The 14,177-nt window shown below is 60.2% G+C and carries 15 protein-coding genes; 8 read left to right on the top strand and 7 right to left on the bottom strand.

Translation table 11 applies throughout. The features are described from left to right. Positions 1–9 precede the first annotated feature (9 nt). The 3 genes from NCR39_RS27455 to NCR39_RS27445 form a co-directional block, all read right to left on the bottom strand. Complete coding sequence (locus tag NCR39_RS27455; protein WP_250455807.1) at positions 10–846, bottom strand: alpha/beta fold hydrolase; 837 nt, start codon at positions 844–846, stop codon at positions 10–12. A gap of 344 nt (positions 847–1,190) precedes the next feature. After that, positions 1,191–1,745: a hypothetical protein gene (locus tag NCR39_RS27450; protein WP_250455805.1), complete on the bottom strand. Its 555-nt coding sequence runs from the start codon at positions 1,743–1,745 to the stop codon at positions 1,191–1,193. 111 nt (positions 1,746–1,856) lie between these two features. Next, positions 1,857–2,612 (bottom strand): FadR/GntR family transcriptional regulator, encoded by a 756-nt coding sequence (locus NCR39_RS27445; protein ID WP_040052471.1) that lies wholly within the window; start codon positions 2,610–2,612, stop codon positions 1,857–1,859. Positions 2,613–2,962: 350 nt separating this feature from the next. Here NCR39_RS27445 and NCR39_RS27440 point away from each other — a divergent pair, with 350 nt between their 5' ends. After that, a complete protein-coding gene (locus NCR39_RS27440; protein ID WP_250455802.1) occupies positions 2,963–3,376 on the top strand; it encodes a hypothetical protein in 414 nt (137 codons plus the stop codon). Positions 3,377–3,400: 24 nt separating this feature from the next. Here NCR39_RS27440 and NCR39_RS27435 read toward each other — a convergent pair whose 3' ends face one another. Together NCR39_RS27435 and NCR39_RS27430 are read right to left on the bottom strand one after the other, a co-directional pair. Further along, on the bottom strand, positions 3,401–3,652 hold the full coding sequence (locus tag NCR39_RS27435) for a hypothetical protein (RefSeq protein ID WP_250455800.1): 252 nt from the start codon (positions 3,650–3,652) through the stop codon (positions 3,401–3,403). A 197-nt stretch (positions 3,653–3,849) separates the two neighbouring features. Further along, positions 3,850–4,377, bottom strand: coding sequence for an HD domain-containing protein (locus tag NCR39_RS27430; RefSeq protein WP_250455798.1), 528 nt, complete (start codon positions 4,375–4,377; stop codon positions 3,850–3,852). Between the two features lie 508 nt (positions 4,378–4,885). On the opposite strand from NCR39_RS27430, the gene NCR39_RS27425 reads away from it, so the two are divergent. The 7 genes from NCR39_RS27425 to NCR39_RS27395 all read left to right on the top strand — a co-directional run bounded on the left by NCR39_RS27425 (position 4,886) and on the right by NCR39_RS27395 (position 12,519). After that, positions 4,886–5,137 (top strand): acyl carrier protein, encoded by a 252-nt coding sequence (locus NCR39_RS27425; RefSeq protein ID WP_250455797.1) that lies wholly within the window; start codon positions 4,886–4,888, stop codon positions 5,135–5,137. Beyond that, positions 5,134–6,399 (top strand): acyl-CoA dehydrogenase family protein, encoded by a 1,266-nt coding sequence (locus NCR39_RS27420; protein WP_250455794.1) that lies wholly within the window; start codon positions 5,134–5,136, stop codon positions 6,397–6,399. Before NCR39_RS27425 ends, NCR39_RS27420 begins: the two co-directional genes overlap by 4 nt. A gap of 4 nt (positions 6,400–6,403) precedes the next feature. Beyond that, entirely contained in the window at positions 6,404–7,462 is a 1,059-nt protein-coding gene (locus NCR39_RS27415) for an amino acid--[acyl-carrier-protein] ligase (RefSeq protein ID WP_250455792.1), read from the top strand. Continuing rightward, entirely contained in the window at positions 7,459–8,451 is a 993-nt protein-coding gene (locus NCR39_RS27410) for a DUF1839 family protein (RefSeq protein ID WP_250455790.1), read from the top strand. The genes NCR39_RS27415 and NCR39_RS27410 overlap by 4 nt, the downstream gene beginning before the upstream one ends. Positions 8,452–8,526: 75 nt before the next feature. Then, a complete protein-coding gene (locus NCR39_RS27405) occupies positions 8,527–11,004 on the top strand; it encodes a glycosyl hydrolase 2 galactose-binding domain-containing protein (protein WP_250455788.1) in 2,478 nt (825 codons plus the stop codon). Between the two features lie 155 nt (positions 11,005–11,159). Then, a complete protein-coding gene (locus NCR39_RS27400) occupies positions 11,160–11,813 on the top strand; it encodes a hypothetical protein (protein ID WP_250455786.1) in 654 nt (217 codons plus the stop codon). Between the two features lie 91 nt (positions 11,814–11,904). Continuing rightward, a complete protein-coding gene (locus NCR39_RS27395; protein WP_250455780.1) occupies positions 11,905–12,519 on the top strand; it encodes an HAD family hydrolase in 615 nt (204 codons plus the stop codon). Positions 12,520–12,523: 4 nt separating this feature from the next. Here NCR39_RS27395 and NCR39_RS27390 read toward each other — a convergent pair whose 3' ends face one another. Both NCR39_RS27390 and NCR39_RS27385 read right to left on the bottom strand, forming a co-directional pair. Then, a complete protein-coding gene (locus NCR39_RS27390) occupies positions 12,524–12,907 on the bottom strand; it encodes a tautomerase family protein (protein WP_250455778.1) in 384 nt (127 codons plus the stop codon). A 98-nt stretch (positions 12,908–13,005) separates the two neighbouring features. Next, positions 13,006–14,172: an ABC transporter permease gene (locus NCR39_RS27385; protein ID WP_250455773.1), complete on the bottom strand. Its 1,167-nt coding sequence runs from the start codon at positions 14,170–14,172 to the stop codon at positions 13,006–13,008. Positions 14,173–14,177: the final 5 nt, after the last annotated feature.

Genomic DNA, 14,177 nt, shown 5'->3' with positions numbered 1-14,177 from the left:
TTGAAAAACCTACGACTGCACGAATGCGAGTAAGTCGGCGTTAAGCACATCCGCATTGATCGTCAACATGCCGTGCGAAAAGCCGGGGTAAGTTTTGAGCGTCCCGTTCTTGAGCAGCTTGACGGATTTGAGTGCCGAATCGGCGATCGGTACGATCTGGTCGTCCTCGCCGTGGAGAACCAGCGTCGGCACCGTGATCGACTTGAGGTCTTCCGTCTGATCGGTTTGCGAGAATGCCGTGACGCCGTCGTGGTGCGCCTTAGCACTGCCCATCATGCCTTGTCGCCACCAGTTTTGAATCACGCCTTGATGCACGGTCGCGCCCGGACGATTGAAGCCGTAGAACGGACCCGCCGGAACATCGATAAAAAACTGCGCGCGATTATCGGCAACGGACTTACGGAAACCGTCGAAGACTTCCATGGGAAGACCTTCCGGATTCGCCTCGGTCTTCAGCATGAGCGGCGGCACCGCGCTGACGAGCACGGCCTTCGCGGTACGTCCGGACGGCTCGCCATGCTTGGCCACGTAGCGCGCCACTTCGCCGCCGCCGGTGGAATGACCGATATGCACCGCATTGCGCAGATCGAGCGCTTCGACGACAGCGAAAGCATCGGCTGCATAGTGGTCCATGTCATGACCATCGGAGACTTGCGACGAACGGCCATGACCGCGTCGATCATGCGCGATCACGCGATATCCCTTCTGAACGAAGAAGAGCATCTGCGTGTCCCAATCATCGGAGGACAATGGCCAGCCATGATGGAAGACAATGGGCTGGCCATCCTTCGGGCCCCAGTCCTTGTAGAAGATCTCGACGTTGTCCTTCGTTGTGACGTACGGCATGGAATTCTCCTTTTTCGACGGTATCGGGCAATACGGCAGAGCCGGCCATCATCATCCGGCGCGATTGTTACAGCCGCCACCTTCGTGGCGAGTGACGTCTACGGCGAACTGCGGGAAGCGACGGGAGAAGAATACGGATATCAGAATTCTGGCGAAATAGCGCCATATGCAACGTTGCGTTGCGCAGGTGAAATGCTAGACGACTTCAAAATTATTGGCTTGAAACGTGGCCGGTGTGCATGGCCATGTGTCCCTCGGAACCTACTTCGATTCTTTTTTATTCAAATTCTGAATCAACCGGCGTGATCGTTTCATCTTTAGAATCGACGTCACGCCGTTTCAACTCACTCCTCGACTTCGCTTTCGTCGACGAGATGCGCAATCTCATCGACTTCGATACACCGCCCATGCCGATTCTTGACGCCGTACCCCCACGCATGCACATGCGCGCCGGGCACGAGATAGTCGGCAAGCGCTTCCGCCGCATGAGGCGGCATGCGCAGCGACGTGCCATCGTCGAGCAAGGCGCCGCGCAGTTTGCCTTTGGGACCGTATAACGAAAGCCGTACTTCGCCGAATGCTTCCATCGCCCGCTGCACGACTTCCGCATGGCGATGCTTCGCATCGTGGTCCGGACCTTCATCGATAATCGCGCGGCCATCTTTCGTGGTCACGGCAACGGCCGCGATCATGTCCACGCCGCGTGGCTTGATCCCGCGCACCGTGACGGTATCGCCGATTGCGATACGACGCGCGACCTGCTTCGAAAGATGCGGCGGGAAATGTACTTGCCGCGACTGGCCGAAGACGAAACCGTCGAGTTCGCCATGCGGGTTCATCAGGAAATGCGTGACGGCGCCACGCGTTTCGGGCAGACAGTCGGGGTCGATCCAGTGCATCCGGTGTTCTCCTTTGTTGGGCCAAGGGTCGCTACGCATTTTGCACGCAGCATGCTGCATGCAAAATGCACTTAGCAAATGCCTCGCCTTACAAGCGGAGAACGGCGCGGATCAGGTTGCGTCCGACGCCTTCGACGATGCCTCTTGCGCCCGCCGCAGCCGCTCGCGGCTGTTCGACAGATGCATGCGCATCGCCGCACGCGCGGCTTCGGCGTCCCGGCGCTCGATCGCGTCGTAGATATCTTCGTGTTCGCGATTTACGCGGTCCAGATAGCTGCCCGGATCGTTATGCGCGAGCGCGGCCGAATTGACGCGCGTGCGCGGGATGATGGTGTTGCCGAGCTGACTCAGAATGCTGTGGAAATAGCGATTACCGGTCGCCTTCGCCAGTTCGAGGTGGAACGCGACGTCGGCCGCCACCGCGTTGCCGGTGCCTTCCGCGATGTGCCGCTCGAACTCGTCGAGCGCGCGGCGCATGTGCGCGAGGTTGTCGTCGGTGCGGCGCATCGCGGCCAGGCCCGCCGCTTCGGCTTCGAGGCTGATGCGCAGTTCGAGGATCGCCATGACGTCGCGCACGGTGAGATCGCCGGCGGCATCGATCTGGAATCGGTCCTGATCGCTTGCTTCGAGCACGAAGGTGCCGATGCCATGACGCGTCTGCACGAGCCGCGCCGCCTGCAGCCGCGAGATCGACTCGCGCACGACGGTTCGGCTGACGCCGAGCTGGGCCATGATTTCCGATTCCGTCGGCAGCTTGTCGCCGGGCTGCAGCGCGCCGGAGCGAATGCGCTCGGACAGTTCGGCGACGACCTCTTCGGTCAGGTTTCGGGAACGGCGAAGCGCGCCGGTTGCGGGTGCTGGAGACATTGAAGAGCCGATGGGTTGAATGCTGATGGCCCATTATAGGGCGCGACGAAGCTTGTACGACGACTATCGATGCGTGGCCCTTGCTTGCATCGTATACCCGGTCTTTTATTGATCACACGATTGCATGCAAAGAACAATTCGTTGATACACGACGCGGTGCGGCGTAGAGTTCAAGTACCGCATGAAGTCGTGTTCGCAGCCGTTTTGAAAACGGCAATAGTCGGCTCGTTTTGACTTAATGCCGAAGCGGCATGCCTGAAGCAATACAGCAAGACAGCAGCAGAGATTTCGTAAGAAGCCACGCGGGCCGAGCACAGCGCGGACGCCCCTGGCCTGGAAGGAGACGAGCAATGATGCGAGAAGTAACCGGGGCGTTCTGCGGTTCACGCAGACTGGACGAAGCACTCGAAGATCTGCGGGCGGAAGGCATAGCGACCGACCGAATCCGCGTGGCGAGCATGAGCGGCTTCGCCGACTTCCAAATGTCGATTGCACTGAGCGCCAGTTCGCCGACGCAATGGATCGTCGCGGAGCACCTCGGCGTTGCCGATCCGTATGACGCGCCTTTCGATGTCGAATCGTCGGGCGACGACATTCTTCCCTCCTTCGCACGCGACGGCTTGCACGATTCCGACGACTGCAGCGGCGCCGGCATCACGCGAGTGATCGTCAGCATCCGCGACGATGCCGAGATGCGCGCTGTCTGCGACATCTTCTCGCGACTCGGCACCGACGACATCGACGTGGAAAGCCCGGTAGCCTGAACCATCGGGCTGTCAAACACGCGCTTACTGCGGCGCCGTCTCCGCCGGCTTCGCTTTCTTCTTGTGCTTGAAGTGGAAGCCGCCCTTATGCGTGCTTCCCGGCGTCGACGTATTGTCCCCGCCGACCGTCGGTGCGGCGGTCGCGGCGCCGTGCGCATTACCACCGCCCGCGCCGCCATTGCCGTTCCCGCCGCCAGCCTGTGCCATTGCGACACCCGAAGACAGCGTTGCGCCTGCCGCCAGTACAACGAGCCACGTCAGTCTGTTTTTCCTCATTTCACTCCTCTCTTGATCGATAAGGTCAGTCGCCGCGAACTCATGGCATTCTGCATGCAGCGTGCAAAATGCCGCATGCAAATGGTTCGCGCGCGGCGGTTCAGCCAGCGGGCGTCCTGCTTCGCACGGTCCCGCCGCCGCGAGTTCTCCTCAGCAGGTTTCGTGCGCGTTCCTTCGTGACCCTCCCGGACCTTCGTTCAGACGAGAACGTTGCCTTCGCCGTAGGCTGCATCGAAGATCGCTTCGAGCACGGGATGAACGCCGCGCATTGGATCGACCACGCGCCTGGCCCAGTTGAAGTAGTCCTGCTTCCTCTCTGAATCCCAATCCGCAGGCGGCATGGCGACGATGTCGCGCAGGTTGCAGATCTTGTCGGCGAGCTTGACGAGCTTGGCCTGATCGCTGACATGCGCCGCGTGCTCGATTTGCAGGCGCTTGCGTTCGGCCTTCGGCAAGGACTTGTCGTCGGTCACTTCCATCACGATCCGCGCGACGTCTTCCCCGAAAATCTCCGCGAGTTCGGCGGCAGAGGTGTCGGTGTCTTCGACCGTGTCATGAAGAATCGCCGCGATCAGCACGGCCTCGTCCGTCACGCCGGCTTCATTGGCCAGCACGTTTGCGAGTGCAATCGGGTGATTGATGTAGGGCGATGCCTGCGCATCCTTGCGTCGTTGGTTGCAATGCCTGGCCGCGGCGAACGCAATGGCTTGAATGAGTCGGTTCATCAATTGTTCTTTCCCTGTGTGGTTCATCGTACAGAAAATTCAGACGCCGTCTTTGAATAGCTAGCGAGAGTCATTCGCCGTTATTCGCGCGTCGATAATCTTCCTTTAGTGTTTGTTTCTCGCACATTTCATTTTACCTTCAATGCGCATATCAGAATTGCAACTTACTCCAAGCGCAGCGGAAAAAAGCGCAGTGCAATAACCGACTCGAAGCCAAGGCGATTTCCGTCAAAGCGTTGCGAAGAAGTCCGTCCGGCAAGACGCAGCGCTCATGAAGGACCACCGTGCGCCATCGCACGGACGGCTACCCCTTTTAATTCGTTAAATACGATAAAACTACCTCGACGGTGCGTGCGAGGGCTCTTCGAGCCTAAACAATTCTTTGAGCGAATCACCACCACCTGTACACCCCGGCCTAAATAACCTTAAAGGGCCCTTGAAACGTAGACCCGTTTCGAACCCGATTGGCCAGAAACGCTTTGGCCAGGTACAAGGGAAACCGACACAAATGAAAACTGAATTGCGCCGCATCCTTTCCGAGTCCGCACGCCTCGACGTGCCCGTCGACACACTCTCCGACAACGACGATCTCTACGCCGCCGGTCTCTCATCGCTCGCCACGGTTCACGTGATGCTCGCAATCGAAGATGAGTTCGGCGTCGAGATTCCCGATCACATGCTCACGCGCCGGCTGTTTTCCAGCGTCGATTCGCTCGCCGCAGCCGTCGACGAACTGCGTCGTTCGCAGGCGGCAGCATGAACGCCGCGACGCAGGAACTGGAAGCGTCGCAACTCGCGCAAGCCGATCGCAGCGCAGCCCCGCGCAGCGAAGCCGAGTTGCTGGAAGCCGCGCATCGCGTTGCGGCAATCGCGGCCAAGCATGCGGATGCAGTCGACAAGGATGCACGCTTTCCTGCCGAAGCGATAGCCGCCATGCGCGCCGAGCGGCTCTTCTCCGCCATGGTCCCGGCCGTTCATGGCGGCGATGGCCTGACGCTCAGCGGCGTCGCGCGCCTGTGCGAGACGCTTGCAAGAGGCTGCGCTTCCGCCGCCATGATCTACGCGATGCATCAGAGCCAGGTCGTATGCATCGTCGATCATGGCGTGAACGTGCCGTGGCAACGCGACTTTCTCGCGCGCATGGTGAGCGAGCAGTTGCTGCTCGCATCGGCGACGTCCGAAGAGACGATTGGCGGCAACATGCGCACGAGCGCCTGCGCCGTCGATCTCGTCGATGATGCGTTCACCATCGAAAAGCTCGCGACCACCATCTCGTACGGCAATTACGCGGACTGCATTCTGGTGACGGCGCGCCGCCATCCCGATGCACCGGCGTCCGATCAGGTGTTGATCGTGGCTCCGCGCGAGACTTGCACGCTGGAACAGCGCGGGACGTGGGACACGCTCGGCATGCGCGGCACATGCAGCGAAGGGCATCGGCTCATCGCTAAGGGATCGGCAGAACAGATCCTGCCCGTGCCCTTCTCGAAGATCGCCGACGAAAGCATGTTGCCTGTATCGCATACGCTGTGGTCGTCGGTATGGACCGGCATTGCATCGGATGCCGTGCATCGCGCGCATCAGTTCTTCCGCAATCAGGCGCGCGGCAAGCCGGGCGCATTGCCGCCCAGCGCATCGCGGCTTTCGCAAGCCGTGACGCTCGTGCGCATGATGCAGGCGCGTTTGCGCGAATCGATCGTGGCCGTCGAAGCGGCGCAACGCGAACGTGCAACGCGTCAGGCCAGTCACGCGGAAGATATCGATGCACCGCTTACCGCGTCCATCGGCCTCGCGTCCGACCTCAACATGCTGAAGCTCGCGATTTCGCGAACGGCGGTGAACGTCGTGCAGGAAACGCTGATGATCTGCGGCATGGCGGGCTATAAGAACGACACGCCTTTTAGCGTCGGGCGGCACTTGCGCGACCTGCATTCCGCGCCGCTCATGATCAGCAATGACCGCATCGAATTGAATACGGCGAACCTGCTGCTTGCGCAGCGCGCCGCAACCGGGGACCTATAACGACATGAACATGCCGACCGAACAAGCCGCAATCATGGCTGACGCAGAAACAAAAACGACGCAGGCCGCTTACGACAAATCAGACCTGACGCTGCGCGACCGATTGATCGAAGCGGGCATTCTCATCGACACGGGCGAAGACGGACTCTATGGCCGCAGCGCGATTTTCGAAGATATCGTCGAGCGCCTGAATCAGGCCATCACGCTGCTCGGCGCGGACCAGCACGCCGAAGTGCTGCGCTTTCCGCCGGCCATGCGTCGCCGCGATTTCGAGGATAGCGAGTACCTCAAGAGCTTCCCGAATCTCGCCGGCACGGTTCATTCGTTCGCGGGCAACGACCGCGGGCATCATCGCCTGCTCGAGGCGCTCGACAAGATCGTGCATATCGGCGAAGAAGAAGAGCGTTCGGATGAATGGATGGATCAGCAAAAGCCGACGCGTCTCGTGCTGACGCCGGCCGCTTGCTATCCGATTTATCCGCTCGTTGCGAAGCGCGGAAATCTCGCTAAAGACGGCGCAACGTTCGACGCGTTCTCTTATTGCTTCCGCCATGAGCCGTCCATCGATCCGGGCCGCATGCAAATGTTCCGCATGCGTGAGTACATTCGCGTCGGTAGCCCTGAGCAAGTCATGGCGTTCAGGCAGAAATGGATCGAGCGCGGATCGCTGCTCGTGAAACTGCTGCAATTGCCGTTCGAGATCGACCTCGCCAACGACCCGTTCTTCGGACGCGGCGGCAAGATCGTCGCGGATAGCCAGCGCGCACAAGAGCTCAAGTTCGAATTGCTCGTGCCGGTGGCGACGCCCGACCGTCCGACCGCATGCCTCTCGTTCAACTATCACATGGAGCACTTCGGCGAGTTGTGGAACATTCGCCAGGCGGACGATAGCGTCGCTCATACGGCATGCGTGGGCTTCGGCATGGAGCGCACGACGCTTGCCCTCTTCCGTCATCATGGCCTCGACGTGAAGGCATGGCCCGCACCGGTGCGCGAACTGCTGTGGGGCAATGCAGAGCCGATCATCGCCGATGGTCTTTCCAACCTGGGCAACGCGGCATGAACGCACGCTCGCCCGCTGAAGCACTGACTGGCACAGACGACGAAGCGAGCCGCCATGCATTGCATCGCGGCGAGCGTGTCTGGCTCGAAACCAACTGCTATGTCGATTTGTGGATCGAGCTCTTGCATCATCTGGGCTGCGATCCGCATGCGGCGCTCGGCTTTACCGTGACGCAGGCATTCGAGGGCGATCAGTTCACGTTTCCGAAATTCTCGCTCGACGACATCAGCAGGCTTTACGGCCTGCAAGCGCAAGAGCTTGCCATTTACGACACGCTCGAAGCGCACGTGTGCGAGCAGACGAAACGCGGGCATGTCGTGGTCGCCGAAGTCGACGCATTCTATTTGCCCGATACGCGTGCCACCGCTTATCGGCAAACTCACTCGAAGACGACCATCGCAGTCGATTCGATCGACGCACAGGCCAAGCGCATCACGTATTTTCATAACGCGGGCTATTTCGCGCTGTCGGGCGACGATTACGACGCGGTATTCAGGCTGACGCCCGAACTGGCCAGCGACGTGAATGTGCTTTTCCCTTACGTCGAATTCGTCAAGCGCTTGCGGGCGCCGCTGGAAGGCAACGCGCTCGTGCAACGCTCCGTCGACTTACTCAGGCTGCGTCTCGAAGATCGACCCGCGGCGAACCCGATTTCGCAATGGCGCGCGGAATTTCCCGAGCATCTACGTGCCTTGCTCGAGCGCGATGTGGCGTACTACCACCTGTACACGTTCAACGTGATGCGTCAGCTCGGCTCGAACTTCGAGTTGCTGTCGAAGTATCTTGCTTGGCTGAATGCGCACGGCATTGATATTCCGGTGGATATTCAATCGAACGCACAAACCATTGCAAGCGAAGCAATGGTGATGCAGTTTCGCCTCGCGCGTGCGCGCATGCGCTCGCGTTCCGATCCTTGCACCGATTGCTTCGACTCACTCGAAGCAGCATATGACAAGGTCATCGAGCCGCTTGCCGCGCGCTTTCTGTGAATTTCCCCAAGGCCTGAAGCCGCGCTTTCGCACGGCTTTAGGCTTGCTTTAAAAAATCCACTCGAAGGAAACGCCATGCACGTCTCGCCGCTCGCGCCGCGCCGTCTGGACGCCGGCTGGCAATGCGTGAGCACGCCCGCAGGCGCGTGCCCGACCCCTGAAACGCTCGATACATTCACGAACTGGCTCGATGCGCCCGTGCCGGGCACCGTCGCGTCCGCGCATCGCGCTGCGGGCATTCGCGAAGACTCACTCGCTCAACCGTATGCGATGTCGGATCACTGGTATCGCACGACGCTTGAAGCGAACGGCAAGCGACGCCTGCGTTTCAACGGACTCGCGACCATCGCGGAAGTATGGATCGACGGTAGAAAGGTACTCGATTCGGATTCGATGTTCGTCGCGCATGATATCGACATCGAAATAGCAGGCGAAGCGACACTCTTTCTTTGCTTTCGCTCTATTGCTCCGGCGCTTGCTGCGAGACGCGGTCGCGCACGCTGGCGTCCCAAGCTCGCGCAGCCCGCGATCTTGCGCAACATACGCACGACGCTGCTTGGGCATATGCCCGGCTGGTGCCCCGCGATACAGCCTGCGGGTCCATGGCGTGCAGTGGAAATGATCGGCGAGTCTTCCGCATCGATCGATAGCGTGGAGATGGCATCGAATGTGGATGGCAGCGACGGCGTGCTCGATGTCACCGTGCGTTTCTATCACCCCCAGGCACCCGACGATCTGCGCCTGGAATGCGGCGAGGCATCGGTGGCGCTTCACTGGCGCGATGCGCATACGGTGACGGGCCGTGTGCGCGTGCCCGATGCACGCTTATGGTGGCCGCATACGCATGGCGAACCGGCGTGCTATGCAGTGAGAATCGAGGGTGGATCGTTTGGGGAAATCTCACTCGGTCATACCGCTTTTCGTTCGATCGAAGTGGATCGCGGCGCGGATGGCACGGGCTTTCAACTCGTCGTGAACGGCGTACCCGTGTTTGCTCGCGGCGCATGCTGGACGTCCGGCGATATCGTCGCGCTCGACGCACCGCGCGAAAGGCTGAGTTCGATTTTCGAAACGTGCCGTCAAGCGGGCCTCAATATCATTCGTGTGAGCGGCATCACGCTCTACGAATCGGATACCTTTTATGAACTGGCCGACGAGCACGGCATGCTCGTGTGGCAAGACTTCGCATTCGCCAACTTCGACTACCCGACCGACGAAGCATTCGAGCGAAGCGTGCAACGTGAAGCAGAGCAATTCCTTGCGCGCACGCGGCGCTTTGCATCGCTCGCCGTCTTGTGCGGCGGAAGCGAAGTGCATCAACAGGCGGCCATGCTCGGCCTTCCCTTCGACGCGTATCAGCAGCGGCTCTTTACCGAGCAATTGCCTTCGATCATCGCAACGATGCGACCCGATGTGCCTTACGTCGTCAACTCGCCGAGCGCAGCACCCGGCGACACGCGATCGATGCCCTTCGGTACGCGCGGCGGCGTCACGCATTACTACGGCGTCGGTGCGTATCAACGCCCATTCGACGATGCGCGTCGCGCACAGGTCCGCTTCGCATCCGAATGTCTTGCATTCGCGAACGTTCCCGACGACGTGGCTTTGCGCGCAGTGCCCAACGCATCGCGGCCCCACGAGCCGCGATGGAAAATCGGCGTACCGCGCGATCCCGGCGCGGCCTGGGATTTCGACGACGTACGCGAGCATTACCTGCGAACGCTCTATGACATCGACGTCGCCCGCTTGCGATACGAAGATCCCGAGCGCTATTTGACGCTCTCGCGCGCCGTCGTCGCCGATGTCGTCGGCGCAGTGTTTTCCGAATGGCGTCGCAAGGGATCGACATGCGCGGGCGGCATCGTGTGGAACATGCTCGATGTGCGCGCGGGCGCGGGTTGGGGTGTGATCGATGTATTCGGCGTTCCCAAGAGCGCCTTGCATGGCCTTGCACGCGTGCTTCAGCCGGTTCAGGCGCTGATCACCGACGAAGGCCTCGACGGCCTCGATGTGCATCTCGTGAATGAAACCGCGCACGACATTCGCGTTCGCGTGGATATGACGTGCTTGCGCAACGGCGCGCTCAAGGTTGCAGGCGGCTCATGCGAACTTACGTTAAAGGCACGCAGCGTCGAGCGAGTGAATTCGAGTGAGTTGAATGGCGCCTTTTTCGATATTGCGTATGCGTACCGTTTCGGCCCCCGCGCTCACGATGCAACGCACGTCCGGCTGAGTGATTCGGACACCGGCATCGTACTGTCCGAAGCCTTTCACTTTCCGGACATGACCGCTCGCGAGCGACGGGATGTGGGTTTAAGCGTTGCAGTCGAACAAAATGACGGCGAGTGGGCGCTCGAGATCAGTGCGACGGAACTTGCACGCTGGGTGCATGTGGTCGATCCGAATTACCATGCCGCCGTCGACTGGTTCCATCTCGCCCCCGGCAGCACGCGAACGGTTCCGCTCATTGCCCGCAACGCCAACGTGCGCCAAGCGCCCGAAGGCGATGTATTCGCGATCAACGATATGCGTGGCGCTTCATATCGCGGTTGAGCAAAACCAGAACAGCAAAGGCGAGAATCACTGCAAGCAAACGTTTTCTAAAGAATTCCTTAAGCGCTTCCGATAACCGGTGTGTCATCGGCGTTGACCGTCGGTAAGGCTTACCACGCGGATTAGCGAGGCTCGATCCGCTACAGGAATTCTCAATGAAAAACATACTCATCGTCATGGCGGCAGGCGCCGCCGTGCTCGCCTGCCCGCTCGCGCAAGCGCGAGAAGTCTATGGCCAGATCGGCACCGAAGGCGTCGGTATCGGCTATTCGGAGCCGTTTGGTACTCGCGACAACGTGCGTGTCGAGTTCAACGGACTCAGCTTCTCGCATAGCTTCAATACGGGCGACCTTCATTACGACGGCACCGCAAACATTTATCACGGCGGCCTGTACGTCGATTTTTTTCCGGCGCCCAATAGCGTCGGCTTTCGCCTAACGGCGGGCGCGCTCATCGGCGGCGACAACGTCGATGCCACCGCGACCAGCATGAATGGCACCTATACCATCAACGGCGTGCCCTACTCCACGCTGGGCCAGAGCATCCACGCCAAAGCGCGCTTTCCGACAGTGCGTCCGTATGTCGGTATCGGCTTCGGTCATACGCCTGTCGCGCAGAAGGGTTTCTCGATGTTCTTCGACGCGGGCGTCGCTTACGGCCGGCCACGCGTCGATCTGGATGTGCCCGCGGATATCGTCGCGGAAGCGGGACAGGCGAGCATCGACGCGGAAAAGCAGGAGCTGCAGGACAAGGCGGACAAGCTGCGCTTCTATCCGATCGTCAAGGTCGGCGTGACGTATCGCTTCTAAGCGACTGCGCGAATCGCGCGGCGGACCGTAAAGCCAAGCGGCGATTTTTGTCTTGCTAAGATTTTCGCGTCCGTCGCCTAGAGGTCCGCGTATGTCATTCCGCTTTTCGCTCGTGCTCTTCGACATGGAAGGCGTGCTGACTCACTATGACCGCAATGCGCGTGTCGTGCATCTTTCCGCTGCAACCGGTTGCGATGCCGCCGCCATTCGTCATGCCATCTGGGATTCGGGGCTCGAAGCGCGTGCCGATGCCGGCGAAATAAGCGTGGACGAGTACCTTCGCCTGCTTGGCGATATGTTGCGCTATCCCGTTAGCCGCGAGCAATGGCTCGCCTCGCGCCGCGCATCGATCACGCCCAATGCGCAGACGCTCGCGCTCGCGGAACAGGTGCGCAAGCGATGCCGCATTGCCATTCTCACGAATAATTGCGGTCTCGTCACCGATCATCTCGACTATCTGAATCCACCTGTTGCGGCGCTTTTTGGTGATGCCGTGCATTCGTCGGCGACGTTCGGCGCGACCAAGCCGGCAGCGCAGGCTTATCTCGGCTGTGTCGAGCGAATAGGCGTGCCGCCCGCCGATACGCTATTCATCGACGACACCGAGGCCAACGTGCAAGGCGCCATCGATGCGGGTCTCGCGGGCTATCGGTTCGTCGATGCGGAATCACTCGCACGATTCCTTGCACAACACGGCCTGCTTTAAGGCGCTATTGAACGTACGACGCGAGTCCGTTTCCGAACGACCAGTCCTCGCGCCGATTCGGTGCGAGCACGATCAGCACGTCGTCGGGCCGCAAACCCGGCGAAGCGGCAAGACGTGTCGCAAGCGCCTTGTAAAGGGCCTTCTTGGTTGCGAGATCGCGCCAATCGCTTGCAGTGATGTGGATGAAAACAAGATCGTCGCTTCGCTCGACACCGAGATAGTTCGCGTCGTAGATGAAGTCGTCGCGGTCGCGTTCTTCTATGAGTTGAAAGCGATCCGTGGCCGGAACCTGAAACGCTTCGACCAATGCCTCATGCACTTGTTCGGAAATAGCGCGAACGTACTCGCGCGGCTTGCCTTTGATGAGTGAGATTCTAACGAGCGGCACGATGACTCCCCGGTGGTTTGACGTCACTCACTCTACGCCGCCGCGTGGTCATCGAAAATTCAAAAGTTTCGAATCAAAAGCCTCACCGAATGGAACGATCAATGCGCCCGCAACGCATCGACGATACTCAAGCGCGACGCCCTTAGCGCAGGAAGGAATCCACCCACGAAGCCCATCAGGAGCGAAAACAGCACGGTACGGACGATGACCGACGGCGTGAGAATGAAGCGGAAGGACAAGTCGGCAAACGTCTGGAAATTGGTGGTGGAGAACGAGGCGAACTGCATGAGCGCGGCGCAGCACAGACCCGCCACGCCGCCCACCAGTCCGAGCAAAAGCGCTTCGAGCAGGAAGGCAAGCAGCACGTCCATGCGCTTGAAGCCGAGCGCGCGCAATGTCCCGATCTCGGCGACGCGGTTGGCCACCGACGCGTACATCGTGATCATTGCGCCGATCATCGCGGCAATCGAAAAGATGATCGTTAGCGTGAAGCCGAGAATATTGATAAAGGTCGAAAGCGCCTTGGACTGATCGCCATAAAAGACCTGTTCGCGCTTCGCTTCATCCGCGAGCCGCGGGTCGACGTCGATATCGCTTCTGAAGCGTTCGAACGCATCGCTGCGCGCGAGGCGCACGATCATCGACGAGTAAGTCGTGCGGCGAAACGACTGCATGAGTTGATCGACATCGCCCCATATTTCCGAGTCGAACCCGCTGCCGCCTGCATCGAAGTGCCCGACGATCGTCCAGTCGCGTTGCGCAAAACGCAAATGCTCGCCAATGCGCGTGCCGCCAAAACCTTTCGCAATGCTGCTGCCGACGATGATTTCCGACGACCCATGCCTGAACATGCGCCCCGCCGTGAGCTTCACCTGAGGACGCAATTCGACGCCCAATGAAGAGACGCCGCGAATCACCACATTGGCCGGCGTGTTCGTGCCGAGCTTGGTGAGCGAAATCAGCACGACCGTCTCTTTCGATGCAAGCGGCTCGCCTTCGCCATTGAGCGCGACTGACGGATGCATCTCCATGACATTGGCCTGTGCGCGATCGACCGAGCTTTGTATCTCCGTTTCCGCGCCCTTGCGAATCACGACGACGTTGTCGCGCTCGCCCGTTGAAACGAGTGTCTTCTTGAGGCCCGCATCGAGCATCAGCACGGTGGCGAAAACGAATACGACGAGCGCGAGGCCGCCCGCGGTCAGCATCGTCGTGAGGCGGCGCGCCCATAAGTTGCGCGCGACATAGGAAACGGGAATGGCCATCGTCG

Origin of the sequence: Caballeronia sp. ATUFL_M2_KS44, assembly GCF_023630965.1 — a bacterium.
GTDB lineage: Bacteria > Pseudomonadota > Gammaproteobacteria > Burkholderiales > Burkholderiaceae > Caballeronia > Caballeronia concitans.
The sequence above is the reverse complement of the archived record's forward strand: the minus strand, read 5'-3'. Positions and strand labels throughout refer to the sequence as shown.